General features: G+C 39.5%; 13 protein-coding genes, 1 other RNA gene and 1 other annotated feature. Of the genes, 1 reads left to right on the top strand and 13 read right to left on the bottom strand.

From position 1 onward, the window contains the following. Positions 1–123: 123 nt before the first annotated feature. The 5 genes from recD2 to cymR form a co-directional block, all read right to left on the bottom strand. On the bottom strand, positions 124–2481 hold the full coding sequence (gene recD2 / locus MMB69_RS01445; protein WP_277447048.1) for an SF1B family DNA helicase RecD2: 2358 nt from the start codon (positions 2479–2481) through the stop codon (positions 124–126). Positions 2482–2505: 24 nt separating this feature from the next. Continuing rightward, entirely contained in the window at positions 2506–3165 is a 660-nt protein-coding gene (locus MMB69_RS01440) for a tetratricopeptide repeat protein (protein WP_277447047.1), read from the bottom strand. Positions 3166–3322: 157 nt separating this feature from the next. After that, complete coding sequence (gene mnmA / locus MMB69_RS01435) at positions 3323–4435, bottom strand: tRNA 2-thiouridine(34) synthase MnmA (RefSeq protein WP_028410593.1); 1113 nt, start codon at positions 4433–4435, stop codon at positions 3323–3325. A gap of 106 nt (positions 4436–4541) precedes the next feature. Continuing rightward, positions 4542–5684, bottom strand: a complete 1143-nt coding sequence (locus tag MMB69_RS01430; protein ID WP_277447046.1) for a cysteine desulfurase family protein — start codon at positions 5682–5684, stop codon at positions 4542–4544. 23 nt (positions 5685–5707) lie between these two features. Further along, positions 5708–6124, bottom strand: a complete 417-nt coding sequence (gene cymR / locus MMB69_RS01425; protein ID WP_013059297.1) for a cysteine metabolism transcriptional regulator CymR — start codon at positions 6122–6124, stop codon at positions 5708–5710. Positions 6125–6350: 226 nt separating this feature from the next. On the opposite strand from cymR, the gene MMB69_RS01420 reads away from it, so the two are divergent. Beyond that, positions 6351–7628 carry a replication-associated recombination protein A gene (locus MMB69_RS01420; protein WP_264408585.1) on the top strand — a complete coding sequence of 426 codons (1278 nt, stop codon included), beginning with the start codon at positions 6351–6353 and terminating at the stop codon, positions 7626–7628. Between the two features lie 46 nt (positions 7629–7674). Here MMB69_RS01420 and pstA read toward each other — a convergent pair whose 3' ends face one another. The 8 genes from pstA to MMB69_RS01380 form a co-directional block, all read right to left on the bottom strand. Beyond that, positions 7675–8604, bottom strand: coding sequence for a phosphate ABC transporter permease PstA (gene pstA / locus MMB69_RS01415; protein WP_028410590.1), 930 nt, complete (start codon positions 8602–8604; stop codon positions 7675–7677). Beyond that, entirely contained in the window at positions 8604–9488 is an 885-nt protein-coding gene (pstC, locus tag MMB69_RS01410) for a phosphate ABC transporter permease subunit PstC (protein ID WP_047933695.1), read from the bottom strand. The genes pstA and pstC overlap by 1 nt, the downstream gene beginning before the upstream one ends. A 124-nt stretch (positions 9489–9612) precedes the next feature. Next, positions 9613–10497, bottom strand: a complete 885-nt coding sequence (locus MMB69_RS01405) for a phosphate ABC transporter substrate-binding protein PstS family protein (RefSeq protein ID WP_260506747.1) — start codon at positions 10495–10497, stop codon at positions 9613–9615. Positions 10498–10919: 422 nt separating this feature from the next. Continuing rightward, positions 10920–11684, bottom strand: coding sequence for a tRNA threonylcarbamoyladenosine dehydratase (locus MMB69_RS01400; RefSeq protein ID WP_013059302.1), 765 nt, complete (start codon positions 11682–11684; stop codon positions 10920–10922). 162 nt (positions 11685–11846) lie between these two features. Beyond that, a non-coding RNA gene (gene ssrS, locus MMB69_RS01395) (6S RNA) lies at positions 11847–12028 on the bottom strand. Positions 12029–12146: 118 nt separating this feature from the next. After that, complete coding sequence (gene aspS / locus MMB69_RS01390; protein WP_269871088.1) at positions 12147–13925, bottom strand: aspartate--tRNA ligase; 1779 nt, start codon at positions 13923–13925, stop codon at positions 12147–12149. 12 nt (positions 13926–13937) lie between these two features. Further along, complete coding sequence (gene hisS, locus MMB69_RS01385; protein ID WP_269871089.1) at positions 13938–15206, bottom strand: histidine--tRNA ligase; 1269 nt, start codon at positions 15204–15206, stop codon at positions 13938–13940. Between the two features lie 68 nt (positions 15207–15274). After that, positions 15275–15507, bottom strand: a binding site (T-box leader). Between the two features lie 87 nt (positions 15508–15594). After that, positions 15595–15771, bottom strand: a complete 177-nt coding sequence (locus tag MMB69_RS01380; RefSeq protein WP_013059305.1) for a hypothetical protein — start codon at positions 15769–15771, stop codon at positions 15595–15597. Positions 15772–15809 lie beyond the last annotated feature (38 nt).

Genomic DNA, 15809 nt, shown 5'->3' with positions numbered 1-15809 from the left:
CGTTCTACTTATATAAACGCATTATGTCCACTTCTTTCCATGCTCATACTTTATTTTCTGACAATTAGCAAAGAAGGATGGCAACAAAGGAGTTTATTTAACTCTTTGTTAGCATGCGAAAGGTTACATGAAATCATACGGCGTAACGTTTTCCATCCCAATATTTGCATCTTTCATAAATGGAATTTCGGGATCTTCTATGTCGTTATCCAAGCTTTCTCGAAGCAAGGGCTGTAAATTCGTTTGTCGGACGCTGTCTTCATTTCGGCTGACTCCAAGCTGAAACGCTTCGTCTTCGCCGCATAAAATTAAAAACTGTTTGCTTCGCGTAACGGCGGTATAAAGTAAATTGCGTCGCAGCATCCGGTAATAGCTTTTAACAATTGGAAGCACAACAATGGGAAATTCACTTCCCTGTGATTTATGAATGGAACAGCAGTATGCATGAGTTATTTGATTAAAATCTTGCTTTGTGTAAGTTACTTCATTTCCTTCATATGAAATAACCAGCATATCCTGTTTTTCCGTATTTTCTTTGGCAAAGAAAACCGAGACGATTTCTCCCATATCTCCGTTAAATACGTTGCTATCCGGCTGATTTACAAGCTGCAGCACTTTATCTCCGACTCGGTACGTAATATCTCCGTGCTTAAGCTCTCTTCTTTGCTCAGAAGCCGGGTTGAATAATTCCTGAAGAACTTCATTCAGCTTATCAATCCCTGCAGGACCTTTATACATAGGAGCTAGAACTTGAATATCTTTAGCCGTATAGCCTTTTTTTAACGCATTCCCGCAAACTTGTTGCACGACGTTCGTAATGTGCGGTCCTTGACAACGAATAAAAGAACGATCTCCTTGCTGCCTTGATAAGTCTTCCGGAAGCTTTCCTTTTTTTATTTCATGAGCCAAATCAATAATTGAAGATCCTTCGGCTTGCCGGTATACATCCGTCAGACGGACGGTAGGAACTACTTCTGAGCTCAGTAAATCTTTTAACACCTGTCCCGGACCTACTGAAGGAAGCTGGTCTTCGTCTCCAACTAAAATAACCTGTAAATTAGCAGGAAGAGATTTAAACAGCTGATGAGCAAGCCACAAATCTACCATTGATACTTCATCCACAATCAGTAATTTTCCGTCAATTGGATTCTCCTCATTATGATCAAATCCTTCTTGTCCGTTCCATTTTAATAATCGGTGGATTGTAACTGCCGGAAGTCCCGTCGCTTCGCTCATTCGTTTAGCAGCTCGTCCCGTAGGTGCCACAAGTAAAACAGGAAAAGCTTCATCTTTTTTATAATCCCCTGGATTTAACGAACATCCGTGAAGTTCTGCATAGAGTTCGACTATTCCTTTAATAACCGTTGTTTTCCCTGTACCTGGTCCACCTGTTAAAAGAAGCATCGGAGACATTAAAGCGGTTTGTATGCCCTTGCGCTGAGAAGGTGCATATTGCACGTCTAACCGCTCTTCTAGTTCACCCAGTGCCAATAAGAATTCTGATTCCGGAAACTGCTCTTCGTACTGCGTTTGAGCCATAATTTTTTGAATAGCTTTAACCAGCCCTTTTTCAGCATAGAAAAGGGGAGGAAAATAAATTTTTTCGTCTTGAATGATAAGCTTTTTGTCTGCTTTTAATGCGTCCACTTCTCTTGTAAGATCCATTTCAGACAGATTCTCATGCCTGCTTTTTCGAAGAAGCTCTGCTGTTTTTCCATACAGCTGATCTGCCGTGACGTATACATGTCCCATTTGATTGCATTCTTGCTCAATGACATATAAAATACCTGCACGCAAACGATCAGGATGATTGGTTGCCATACCAAGCCTCTTTCCAAGTTCATCGGCCCTGCTAAAGCCAATACCTTGAATATCTTCTACGAGCTGATAAGGATTATTTTGAACAATTTCAAGCGCTTCTTGTTTGTACGCTTGGAAAATCTTCATCGAAAGCTGCGGTCCAAACCCGAGGTCTGTCAGCTTTACCATTACTTCTTCTAACCCTTGATGTTCACGAAGCTGCGTGACTAAAGCTTCTGCCTTGTCGGCTGAAAGCCTCGGAACCTCTTTTAGCACAGACTCATTTTGCAAAATACGAAAAATAGCGCGTTCTCCTAGGGCGTCCACAATGTTTTCAGCGGTTTTTTTACCGATTCCGTGAAATAAATCGCTAGACAGGTACTGAACAACCCCTTGCCTTGATTGCGGAAGTTCTTTTTTAAACTGTTCAACATGAAACTGCAGACCAAACTTTGGATGCTCTTTGAAGTCACCGTAAAACGTGTATACTTCATCTTCATTCAGCTTAGGAAAATAGCCTGTAACGACCGTTTCTTTATCTTCAATCTCTAAATTTGTTTTTTTGATCCGTATCCGCGTAACGTTATATAAGTTTTCTTCGTTATGAAAGACCGTTACAATCGACGTGCCGCTTATATAATGACGTTCTGGCTGTGAAGGGTTCACTTGTTCTTCGTTCATGTTATCCTTCCTTTACCCGCTTTCTTAATGTTCTAATGTAGACAGAACTTGTTTGGCATTTGCTGCCATTACGTGATCTGGCTGCACGTTTAAAGCTTCATCTAACATCTCAATCGCCTTGCCTTTGTCATCTTTCATGGCATACGCTACGCCTAAATTATAAAAAGCATCGGCGTGTTCTGGCTCTTGATTGACTACCTTAAGAAATTCAGCAATCGCTTCATCTACCATTTCGAGCTGTGCTAAACAAAGACCGTACTGAAATTTTGCTTCTACATCATGTTCGTTTAGTTCTACCGCTCGCTGAAGATAAGGCATCGCAAAACGAATTTCTTCCATATGAAACAGCGTTAAACCAAGCATAAAGTACGCATCGGATGAATCTAAGCCTTTTTTGATTGCTAAATCAAAGTAGTGCTTTGCCTGCTCAAGCTGCTCTGCGTTAAAATAAATATTTCCTGCTCCGTAATACGCTGTTGCCGTTTCTTCATCTAATTCAATCGCACGTTCATAAAATTTCAAAGCACGATCCATCTCACTAACAGCCGCTAACAAATTGCCAAAATTCACATACACAATTGGATCTTTTGGATTATCTTCAATTGCTTCTGAAAATGTTTTAGCAGCCTCTTCAAATTTCCCTTCCTGCATATACTGAATTCCTAGCTGATTTTTATCTGTCATTTTTTCGTTCACTCCACTGTTTTAGTTATGATTTAAGAGATTTTCACATCATGAAAATCTAGAATATGTAAGTTATTAGTTTACCCAATAAGTAAAGTATATCATAGAAAAACCTCAGCTATATACGGCCGAGGTTTTTCGTTCTTGCTTATATGAATTATACGTACCAGATTTGCTCTTCTTCTTGAAATACTTTGTCAATTGTTGCTCCGCCAAGACATTCATCGTCTTTGTAAAACACAACTGCTTGACCTGGCGTAATTGCGCGAACAGGTTCAGCAAAAATAACTTTAATTGTATCATCATCGACTTTTTCAACAGTTACTGCTGAATCAGTTTGACGATAGCGGAATTTTGCTGTACACGTCATTGGTGACGACCAGTCAAGGTCGCTTACCCAGCTGACATTGGTTGCTGTAAGAGATGTAGAATAGAGCAACTCATTGTGAAAGCCTTGATCGACGTACAAAACATTTTTTTCTAAATCTTTTCCGACTACAAACCAAGGTTCACCGCTGCCTCCGATGCCTAAACCATGGCGTTGGCCAATTGTATAGTACATGAGACCGTCATGCTTGCCTTTCACTTCGCCATCAAGCGTTTGCATTACACCTGGCTGAGCAGGAAGATACTGACTTAAAAATTCTTTGAAGTTGCGTTCACCAATAAAGCAAATACCTGTGCTGTCTTTTTTCGTTGCTGTAGCAAGGCCTGCTTCTTTCGCAATTTCACGCACTTTTGATTTCTCAATTTCACCAATTGGGAACATTACTTTGGAAAGCTGATCTTGTCCTAATTGATTTAAGAAATACGTTTGATCTTTATTTCCATCTACGCCTCGAAGCATTTTATACTCCCCGTCGCGGTACGCAACGCGTGCATAATGTCCTGTCGCTAGATAATCTGCTCCTAGCGTCATTGCATGCTCTAAAAAGGCTTTGAATTTAATTTCTTTATTACACATTACATCAGGATTCGGTGTACGACCTGCTTTATATTCATCTAAAAAGTAGGTAAATACTTTATCCCAATATTGTTTTTCAAAGTTGACTGCATAGTAGGGAATACCAATTTGATTACATACGCGAATAACATCGTTATAATCTTCAGTCGCAGTACAAACGCCGTTTTCATCCGTATCGTCCCAGTTTTTCATAAAGATTCCGATCACATCGTATCCTTGTTGTTTTAATAAAAGAGCTGCTACAGATGAATCGACGCCTCCGCTCATTCCGACTACTACACGTGTATCTTTAGGTGATTTTGTCAACTTCGCCACCTCCGTTTTCTTCATTTTAATTAAATTGTTCGCTAAAAAGCGAAAGAAACGACACAAACCATCAGTGAGGGATGAAGACCCTACTGATGGCTGCTATTTACATCGTTAGTCGCTTAACGATGTTTGCTGTTTGACGTGCGGTTTTTTCAATTTGCTCAGCAGAGTTTCCTAAGCCAAAGCTAAATCGAATAGAAGTTGTTAAACGTTCAGACCCTTTTCCAAACATAGCTACAAGCACATGAGAAGGATCGATTGCTCCCGCTGTGCAAGCTGAACCGCTCGATGCCGCAATTCCTGCTAAGTCTAAATTTACGAGCATCGATTCAACATTTGTTTTTGGAAATGATAAATTTAACACATGTGGCAGAGCATTTTCAAGATGTCCGTTAATTTCAAATGAAATACCTTCTTCTTTCAACACAGCTACCATTATTTCTTTGTATCTTCTATATTCATCTGCACGTGTTTGCAGCGTTTGTTGCGAAATTTTCACAGCTTCTTCAAATCCGACAATACTTGTCATGTTCTCGGTTCCAGCTCGTCGTTTGCGCTCTTGTTCTCCTCCAAATAGCAAAGGAGACAGTGAAACGTGAGCAGCTGCATATAAAAAGCCCATCCCTTTTGGTCCGTTAATTTTATGAGCCGAAACGGATAAAAGATCGACACCTAATTGTTGCACATTTAACGGAATTAATCCATAAGCTTGCACTGCATCCGTGTGGAAATATGCTCCATGCTCTTTTAATAGAGCCCCAATTTCTCCAATTGGCTGAATAGCGCCTACTTCATTATTTCCAAACATCACCGACACAAGAATTGTTTGATCCGTTAGGGCTGATTTTATTTCATCCACAGATACTTGTCCGTACTCATTAACTGGTAAGTAAGTCACTTCAAAGCCCTGTGTTTCTAAATATTCACACGTATGAAGCACAGCGTGGTGTTCAATTTGCGTGGTAATAATATGATTTCCTTTATGGCGGTTTGCAAGAGCGACTCCGATCAGTGCCATATTATCTGCTTCTGTCCCACCACTTGTAAAAATCAGTTCATTTTCGTGTGCTCCAATACTTGCTGCAATCGTTTGGCGAGCTTCGTCTAAATAGCGTCGACTTTCCCGCCCGTAGTGATGAATACTAGACGGATTTCCAAAGTACTCATGCATAAAAGTCGTCATTTTCTCAACGACTGCTGGATGTATTGGAGACGTTGCTGCATGATCAACATAAATACGTTCCAAAATAAACGCCTCCTAGCTCATTATTAAATATAAAACATATAAGACGCTTGATCATCATCAGAATGATTGGCTAAATCTTCAAGCGTTGTACTATCTAGCACTTCTTTAACTGCATCTCGAATACGAATCCACAGCTCGCGTTTTGCAGGCTCTTCATCTTCGATTCCTTCTACAGGACTAATAGGACCTTCTAAAACAGAAATAATATCGCCAGAAGTAATGTTAGCAGGTTCATGTGCCAAGATGTAACCTCCATAAGCTCCGCGCACGCTTTTTACAAGCCCAGCGTTACGCAGCGGTGAAATAAGCTGCTCTAAATAATGTTCAGATAAGTCATGCGTTTGAGCAATAGTTTTAAGCGAGATAGGACCTTCGCCAAAGCGCTTCGCAAGCTCAATCATAATCGTTAAACCGTAGCGTCCTTTTGTTGAAATTTTCATACGATACACTCCTTCAATACACTTTTTTTATTTATGAAAAAAATAAGACCCTCACGTTGTCACTGAATGCTGTGATGAGTCGTTTTTTACTAAGCTATATGAACTTCTCTATACGCATTTCTTGCAAATGCAACTGTTGATATTATAACATACTATGCCTATAAGATAAATTTCCACCACCTATTCACCTCTTGTGATACAGTGAAAGAAAAGAAAGGAGAAAAACATGGCTACAAAACCTCTCGCATTTCGAATGCGTCCGACTGATTTAGATGACGTTATCGGACAGCAGCATTTAGTTGGCAAAGATAAAATGATTTATCGAATGGTAAAAGCAAATCACTTAAGCTCGATGATTTTATATGGACCTCCAGGCGTTGGAAAAACAACAATTGCCACAGCTATTGCAAAAACAACCAACACGGCGTTTCGTCAGTTAAATGCCGTTGTAAACAATAAAAAAGATATGGAAATTGTCGCCGAAGAAGCCAAAATGTCAGGCAAAGTAATTCTGCTGTTAGATGAAGTTCATCGCCTTGACAAAGCCAAGCAAGACTTTTTGCTTCCTTATTTAGAAAATGGCATGATCATTCTAATCGGAGCGACAACAAGCAATCCTTATCACGCGATTAATCCTGCTATTCGAAGCAGGTGTCAAATCTTCGAATTAAAATCTCTTAGGCCAGATGATATCAAAATGGCGCTGACAAGAGCACTCAACGACTCATCCAACGGATTTGGGGATAGAAAAATCATCGTAGAAGATGACGCCATGAACCACTTTGCCAACAGCTGTAACGGTGACGTGCGTTCGGCTTTGAATGCTCTGGAACTGGCTGTTTTATCAACAGGTGAAAGCGATGGTAAAATCGTTATTACCTTACAGACGGCAGAAGAATGTCTGCAGCAAAAATATTTTTCACATGATAAAAATGGTGACGCTCACTATGATGTATTATCGGCTTTTCAAAAATCGATTCGCGGCAGCGACGTAAATGCCGCTCTTCATTATTTAGGACGGCTAATTGAAGCAGGAGACTTAATCAGCATCAATCGTCGCCTTTTAGTCGTTGCCTATGAAGACATTGGACTAGCTGACCCGGATGCCGGCATGAGAACTCTCGCAGCTATTCAAGCAACTGAGCGATTAGGACTCCCAGAAGCACGTATCCCGCTTGCAAACGCCGTTATTGAGCTTTGCCTATCGCCGAAGTCCAACGCTGCTTACAAAGCATTAGATGAAGCGATAAGTGATATTAAAAAAGGGCTGTCCGGCGACGTTCCCCCTCATTTGAAGGATGCTCATTACAAAGGAGCAGAGAACCTTGGCCGAGGCGTTGAATATCAATACCCGCATGATTTTGATAACGGATGGGTCCTTCAACAGTATTTACCGGATCGCATCAAAAACAAACAATATTTTCATCCTAAACAAAATGGACAAGAAAAATACTTTTCAAAAGTTTTCAATCGTTTAGAGACATTAAAAAAAGAAAATGGCTGAAACTGTTGCACAGTTTCAAAGCCATTTTCTTTTTTGTTTTTATCTATTAAGCTGCACTTTTAACGTCTTTTCGTTTTTTCGTTTTTGTTGAACCTTTAAAGTAGCTGTCTAAAAGTTTAGCGACTAAACGAGCGACTATGTTAAACAACAGAACCATAATGATTAGAATAGCAGCTGACTTTGTTGCAATCAATCTTGCATCAGGTACGATTCCTTCAGAGTTTAATTTCCAAATGTGGACGGCAAGCGTCTCTGCTGGTCGAAAAATATTAAACGGATTTACAGGACTCGTTAAGTCGGCATTTGAATTTAACATCGGCGTCGTTAGGCCAGCCGTATAAATCAATGCAGCTGCCTCTCCAAAGATTCGTCCCGCTGTTAAAATAACGCCTGTGATAATTTGTTGAATCGCTGATGGAATGACGACTTTGACAATTGTCTGCCATTTAGTTGCACCTAAACCTAAACTTGCTTCTTTCACACTCGCAGGAACAGATGCAATCGCACTTTCACATACGCGCGTTAAACCCGGTAAATTCAAAATTGTAATCACAAGTGCTCCGCCGATAAGCGTATAGCCCCAGCCGGAAAATGTGACGAAAATTAATAATCCAAATAAACCAACTACAATGGACGGTAATGACGCCATTGTTTCAATACATAAGCGGACGAAATTTAAGAAACGACCTTGCTTCGCGTACTCCGCTAAGTAAATTCCGGCTCCTAAACCAAGAGGAATAGAAATGATGAGCGTTAAAACAAGCATGTAGAACGAGTTAAACAGCTGGGGTCCGATACCGCCTCCTGCCATCGTATTGCTTGGCTTTCCAAATAAAAAGTTCGGATCCCAAAATCCCCAGCCTTTAGCGATAATTTCAACAACTAAATACACTAATAGCAACACAACTAGAGCGGCAATGCCATAAAAAATACCTGTCCATATATTATTTACTGTGCGTGCATTTTTGTTTCTCATTAATGAGCACCTCGTTTCCCAATTGCTCGGATAATTAAAATGAACACGAAAGAAATAAGCAGTAAAATCATAGCTAACGTCCACAATGCGTTATTCCATGCCGTTCCGTTTAACGTATTAGACATATCCATTGTTAAAATACCTGTTAATGTTGCCGTTGGGCTATATAAGCTTTCAGGAAGCTTAACCGTATTTCCGATAACCATTTGAACAGCTAGCGCTTCTCCGAATGCACGGGCAAGCCCTAACACGATACCTGTTAAAATACCTGTTTTAGCAGATGGAATAATAACTCGGCTAATTGCCTGCCATCTTGTTGAACCTAGTCCATAAGAAGCTTCTAAATATTCAGGTGCTACGCTTCGAATTGCATCGTCAGCAATACTTGCAATTGTCGGAAGAATCATGACGCTTAAGACAATAATTCCGGCAATCAAACTAAAGCCCACTCCGCCGAAGTTATCGCGAAGAAGCGGCACTAAAATGGTAACCCCTAAAAGGCCGTATACCACTGAAGGAACTCCGACTAAAAGTTCTAAAACCGGTCGTAAAACCGTTGACCCAAATTTAGGCGAAATATAGTTGTTAAAAATGGCGATAGCAATTCCAATTGGAGCACTTATAATAACGGCTCCGATTGATACAAGCATGGAACCCAGAATAAACACAAGTGCCCCGTATTCTTTATTGTTTGGGCTCCATTTTGTTGAAGTCAACATTTCACCGATTGATATATTACTTTGTAAAAATGACTGTATGCCTTTTTCACAAATAAATACGATAATAGCTAACGTAACAAGTACAATTAAAATACCGCAAAATGTAGAAAGCGTACGGCCAATGTATTCGCTTTTTACATAATTAATGGATTTTTTCCCCTTCATCGCTCTGTCTCCTTACATATTCAGTATATATTCGCTTTTCTTTTTATTTGCTATATACTTTATTAACATTCAAATAGAATAAGACTGACTGTGTTAGTCAGCCCTATTCTTTTTAAAAACACTCTTATTTTTTGAACTCAGTCATTGGGATATATCCCATATCTTCTACTTGCTTAGCAAAGTCTTTACCAGCTACATAGTCAATGTACTCTTTTGCACCATCTTTTGGCTCACCGTTTGTAATCATGTACTCATAAGACCAAAACGGATATTTTTTAGAAACAATGTTTTCTGTTGTTGGCTCCACACCATCAATATTAAGCATTTTTAAACTTTCTTTTTTATCGCCAATTAAATACGACATAGCAAGGTAACTTACTGCTCCCGGAGTTGAGTTTACTGATTGCTCAACCGCTCCGTTTGAATCTTGAGCTGTACCGACGCTATCATTTACTTTTGCGTCACCCATTAATGTTTTCTCGAATGTAGCACGTGTACCAGATGATGCTGGACGGTTGATTACGTTAATTTTTTCATCGTTTCCGCCAACTTCTTTCCAGTTTTTAATTTCGCCAGAGAAAATCTTTTGAATTTGCTCTTTTGTTAACGATTCTACTTTTACATCTTTATTTACAACAAGTGCGAACCCAATGCCCGCTACTTTCGTATCTACAAGTTTATCTGCTTTTGATTTATCTTCGATTTTATCGGCTGCTGGAACGTCAGAGTTTCCAATGTCAACTGCTCCTGATGCTACTTGGTTAACACCAGTTCCACTACCTCCACCTTGTACCGTTACTGAAAGGTTTGGATATTTTTCAGTAATTCCATTCGCTGCTTCTTCTGCAAGTGGTTGTAAAGCTGTAGATCCCGCCGCTGTTAACGTACCTGACACTTCTTTTTTGCTGCCCGAACCACTGTCGTTGCTTGCTCCGTCTTTACCACATGCTGCTAGTGCTCCTACCATTAAAAAAGCTGCTAATGTTACTTTAAAACCCTTTGTTTTCATTACATTACCCTCCAATAAATATATGTGTAATTAGTACTAGTCCTTTGTACTCGAACAACAGGTACAAGACACATTATACGAGTAGATTGTTGTCTTTATATGAAGTGAATTTTAAGTTACTGTAAACTTACTTATTTGGGGTTTATTTTTTCTTATTTCTATCGAAACCCTTGATATATAAGACTTTTTGAATATTACTGTAGAAGATACAAAAGAAAGAAAGCCAAAACGTAAATTTTATGTAAATAAAGCGTTAAATAAATTTACATAAATCTCTTTTTTTAATACAGTGTAAATTCACCTTCAAGCCATATTTTTCAATTTATTAGTACTTTTTATACATATCAAACAGAAGATTCCATCCAAAGCATAAATAGAACAGATATTTCCATAAAAAAAAGAAGGCTGCGATAGCCTTCTTTTTATTCATCACCTACGCGGCGAATCTTAATATCACTTAATAATTCATTGATAACATGACCGCCCATAATTAACCCTGCTACAGATGGAACAAAAGCATTAGAAGATGGGGGCATTTTCGCTTTGCGAATTTGCGCTTGATCGTTTCCTACTTCTTTGCGAACTTCTTCGCGAATAACGATTGGACGCTCATCAGAAAAAACGACGTTAATTCCTTTGCGAATTCCTTCTTTACGCAGACGAGTACGAACCACTTTTGCAATCGGATCTGTATGTGTCTTTGAAATGTCTGCAATTTTAAAACGTGTTGGATCCATTTTATTCGCAGCACCCATACTTGAAATAATCGGAATATCACGTTTTAAACATTCTTTCATTAAATGAATCTTATACGAAATCGTATCGGATGCATCCACTACGAAGTCCGGTTTGTAACTAAAGAACTCTTCATATGTTTCTTCCGTATAAAACATTTGAAGAGAAACAACGTCACAGTCTGGATTAATATCTAAAATACGCTTTTTCATTAATTCTGTCTTGGGCTGACCTACCGTAGAAAGCAGCGCATGAATTTGACGATTTACGTTTGTAATATCAACATCGTCTTTATCTACAAGAATTAAACGACCTACTCCTGACCGAGCCAAAGCCTCAGCAGAAAATGACCCTACTCCTCCTATCCCTAAAATAGCAACTGTGCTGCCTTTTAAAGTAGCTAGCCCTTCTTTTCCTATCGCCAGTTCATTACGCGAAAACTGATGCAACATGTTAAAACACTCCTCTATTAAATACACCAACGTGTACGATTAATTCAAATAAACAACGAAATTGACTATACCATATTTTTAGCAAACCGAACATGAGCATTCGTTATTTATCCATAAAAAAACTCTATGCAAATAATTACATAGAGGATTTCTTATATGTATGCTAGTCCCGATCGTGCCGTCTCGAGTGCCTTCGTTTTGAACCCGCTCTCGGCAGGTGGGTGCTCTGCTTTAACCATTGTAAGTCCTCGAGATGAGGCATGTACGCTCGTTAAAAACTCCGAGCTCCCAAGCAAAAAATTGTTCGGTCAAAACTGGATTAAGGACGAACACATCAGGACTATTTAGTTCTTGAAAGTATCTTATCACAGAAAAAATCACTTTGCAATTAATAAGTAAAACAAAAAAATCGAGCCTGTCATGTTCCAGTGACAGGCTCGATTTAACAGACGGTTCAATCGATTACGCTTCTGTTTTTTGCTTTTTTACCTGCAAATGAAGCTCGTCTAATTGCGCTTCACTTACTTCACCAGGTGCGTTTGTTAATAGACAGCTTGCACTTGCTGTTTTAGGGAAGGCAATTGTATCACGCAAGTTTGTGCGTCCTGCTAGAAGCATAACCAAACGGTCAAGACCTAACGCAATTCCACCGTGAGGAGGAGTACCGTATTCAAATGCTTCAAGTAAGAAACCGAACTGCTCATATGCTTCTTCTAATGTAAATCCAAGCGTTTTAAACATTTTTTCTTGAATATCACGCTCGTAAATACGTAAAGATCCTCCGCCAAGTTCGTAACCATTCAATACTAAGTCATATGCTTGTGCACGGACTTGTCCAGGATCGCTTTCTAACATTGGTAAATCTTCACGAACTGGCATTGTGAATGGATGATGAGCCGCGTAGTAACGGTTGTCTTCTTCGTCATGCTCAAGAAGAGGCCAATCTGTTACCCATAGGAAGTTAAATTTCGTTTCATCAATAATTCCTTGTTCTTTTGCAAGCTTTAGACGAAGAGCGCCAAGTGCATCTGCTACAACTGACTTTTTATCAGCTACAAATAAAAGTAAATCTCCTTCTTCCGTTTGAAGAGCTTCAGCAAATTGCTTTTGCTCATCTTCATTGAAGAATTTTGCAATCGGTCCTTTTAAGCCGTCAGCTTCAACTTTCAGCCATGCTAACCCTTTAGCACCGTAAATTTTCACAAACTCTGTTAGAGCATCGATATCTTTACGTGAATAGCTAGAAGCGGCACCTTTTACGTTAATTGCTTTTACTTCTCCACCGTTTTCAACTGCTGCGCTAAATACTTTGAACCCGCAGTCTTTCACAAGCTCTGATAAGTTGACTAGCTCCATTTCAAAACGTGTATCCGGCTTATCTGAACCGTAGCGACTCATCGCTTCATCATATGACATGCGCGGGAAAGGCGTCGTTATATCTAAATCTTTTACGCGCTTCATTACTTTAGACATCATTTCTTCCGTCATTGTCATGATGTCCTCTTGAGATAAAAATGATGTTTCAATATCGATTTGAGTAAATTCAGGCTGACGATCTGCACGCAAGTCTTCATCGCGGAAGCAGCGAGCGATTTGATAATAACGCTCAACTCCGCTTACCATTAGCAGCTGCTTAAAGATTTGCGGTGATTGAGGAAGAGCATAAAACTCCCCTTCGTGCACGCGGCTTGGCACAAGATAATCACGTGCGCCTTCTGGCGTACTTTTCGTTAAAATAGGTGTTTCAACATCTAAAAAGTCATTTTGATCTAAGAAGTCACGAATTGTTTTTGTAATGTCATTGCGCATTTTAAGCGTGTTAAACATCTCAGAACGTCGAAGGTCTAAATAACGATATTTTAATCGAACATCTTCTGATACTTCCGTTTGATCTGCAATGGCAAAAGGAGGTGTTTTGGCTTTGTTTAACACCGTAATCTGCTCAGCGTGAACTTCAATTTTACCTGTTTTTAAGTTCGAGTTAACGGTTCCCTCTTCACGAGCTACAACAGTTCCTTGCACTTCTAATACGAATTCATTACGTACATCTTCAGCAATTTTTAGCGCTTCAGCAGATTTTTCAGGATTAAATACAACCTGTACAACTCCGCCGCGGTCGCGTAAATCAATAAAGATTAATCCCCCTAAATCACGGCGTTTTTGAACCCATCCTTTTAATAGAACTGTTTCGCCAGTTGCTTGTTCTGTTACATCTCCACAGTAGTATGAACGTTTTGTCATCATGGTTCCCCCTTATACTTGTTCCTGCAAATAGCTGACCAATTCATCAATTGATACTTCTTGCTGTTCGCCAGATTCCATATTTTTTACGTTTACAACTTGTTTTGCTAGCTCATCTTCACCTAGAACAACAACAAATTTTGCTTGTACACGATCAGCTGCTTTAAACTGAGCTTTCATTTTTTTATCTTGATAATCTTTATCCGCTACAAAGCCTGAACGTCGAAGCGTATTTACAATTGAAACGGATTTTTCTTTTGCTTCATCGCCCATGGTTACTACATAGCAATCTACGCCTGTTTCTACCGGAAGCTCAATTCCTTCTGCTTCCAATGCAGATAATAAGCGTTCGATACTTAAAGCGAATCCGATACCCGGTGTTTCAGGTCCGCCGATTTCTTGAATCAGCCCATTATAACGGCCTCCGCCACAAAGAGTTGTAATGGCGCCAAATCCTTCTGCTTCACTCATTAGTTCAAATGCTGTGTGATTATAATAATCTAACCCGCGTACTAGCGTCGGATCTACAACATAGTCAATGTCTAAATCGGTTAAGTACTGCTGTACTTTTTCAAAATATTCTTTTGAATAGTCGTTTAAATAATCAAGAATAGACGGCGCTGTAGCCATCAGTTCATGGTCCCGATCTTTTTTACAGTCTAAAATACGAAGAGGATTTTTCTCCAATCTGCTTTGGCAGTCGCTGCAAAACTCTCCAATGCGAGGTGCAAAGTGGTCAATAAGCGCTTGACGGTGAGCTTGACGACTTTCTGTATCTCCTAAACTGTTAACAACCAACTTTAATTTTTTCAATCCAAGCGATTGGTAAAAGCTCATTAACAGGGCAAGAACTTCAGCATCAATAGCTGGATCATTTACCCCTAATGCTTCTACACCAAACTGAACGAATTGACGGAAACGTCCCGCTTGAGGTCGTTCATAGCGAAACATAGGGCCAATATAAAACAGCTTGGTTGGCTGCGTTGGATTTCCAAACATCTTATTTGAAACAAATGATCGTCCAACTGCAGCTGTTCCTTCTGGGCGAAGCGTTAAGCTGCGGTCACCTCGATCTTTAAATGTGTACATTTCTTTTTGCACGATATCTGTTGTTTCTCCCACTCCGCGCAAAAATAATTCAGTGTGTTCAAACATTGGTGTACGAATTTCTTGGTAGTTGAACGCACGGCAGATTTCTCTTGCTCGCTGTTCAACAAACTGCCAATATTCTACTTTGCCCGGTAAAATATCTTGTGTTCCTCTAGGTATTTGAACTGACATAACGTGATATGCCTCCTATATTTAAAATTTACAATACAAAAAAACTCTCGCCTCTACTATTTTTCCATAGTAGGGACGAGAGTTGATCTCACGTGGTACCACCCTAATTGAAACATATGACATGTTTCCACTCATTTCGTTAACGCACGAACACGTTCATCTCCTACTAAGTTTCCCTTTTCAGAGTGAAGCCTCCTGAGTGTTCTTTCATAAAGTCATCATGTAGAAATGCTTTCAGCCTAAGACATTTCCTCTCTAGCCATGTGTCATCTTTACTACTTTTCTCGATCTTTGGCTTATCAATATAAAAATTTTATACATTCATTTTAATTTAGCAATTGCTTTCTATATTACGAATGAAATGAGCAGTTGTCAAGCACCTTTCATGTTAAGAGCGGTCTAATTGTTTTCTTAGTTTCTGAATATCTCGAAGCGTTAAACCAAATTCAGAAGCCAATTCAAGGGATGAAGCTTCACTTTCTCTATCAATAAAATCATGAAAATGAATGCCAAATACCGGATTTACCTGCTGAAATGATTGTTCACCTTTTTCACTAAACTTCATCGTTTCTTCCTCCCTGCCTACACTTACTTATCCTTTTA

Source organism: Priestia sp. P5 (assembly GCF_029522155.1).
Lineage (GTDB): Bacteria > Bacillota > Bacilli > Bacillales > Bacillaceae_H > Priestia > Priestia megaterium_E.
This window is presented reverse-complemented; position numbering and strand designations above follow the sequence as displayed.

Bases quoted from the DNA above. Each gene is read 5' to 3' on its own strand.
- hisS (WP_269871089.1), bottom strand. From the start codon at position 15,206: ATGTCAGTTCAAATACCTAGAGGAACACAAGATATTTTACCGGGCAAA.
- pstA (WP_028410590.1), bottom strand. From the start codon at position 8,604: ATGAGAAACAAAAATGCACGCACAGTAAATAATATATGGACAGGTATT.
- MMB69_RS01440 (WP_277447047.1), bottom strand. From the start codon at position 3,165: ATGACAGATAAAAATCAGCTAGGAATTCAGTATATGCAGGAAGGGAAA.
- MMB69_RS01420 (WP_264408585.1), top strand. From the start codon at position 6,351: ATGGCTACAAAACCTCTCGCATTTCGAATGCGTCCGACTGATTTAGAT.
- cymR (WP_013059297.1), bottom strand. From the start codon at position 6,124: ATGAAAATTTCAACAAAAGGACGCTACGGTTTAACGATTATGATTGAG.
- pstC (WP_047933695.1), bottom strand. From the start codon at position 9,488: ATGAAGGGGAAAAAATCCATTAATTATGTAAAAAGCGAATACATTGGC.
- aspS (WP_269871088.1), bottom strand. From the start codon at position 13,925: ATGACAAAACGTTCATACTACTGTGGAGATGTAACAGAACAAGCAACT.
- MMB69_RS01380 (WP_013059305.1), bottom strand. From the start codon at position 15,771: ATGAAGTTTAGTGAAAAAGGTGAACAATCATTTCAGCAGGTAAATCCG.
- MMB69_RS01400 (WP_013059302.1), bottom strand. From the start codon at position 11,684: ATGTTGCATCAGTTTTCGCGTAATGAACTGGCGATAGGAAAAGAAGGG.
- MMB69_RS01405 (WP_260506747.1), bottom strand. From the start codon at position 10,497: ATGAAAACAAAGGGTTTTAAAGTAACATTAGCAGCTTTTTTAATGGTA.
- recD2 (WP_277447048.1), bottom strand. From the start codon at position 2,481: ATGAACGAAGAACAAGTGAACCCTTCACAGCCAGAACGTCATTATATA.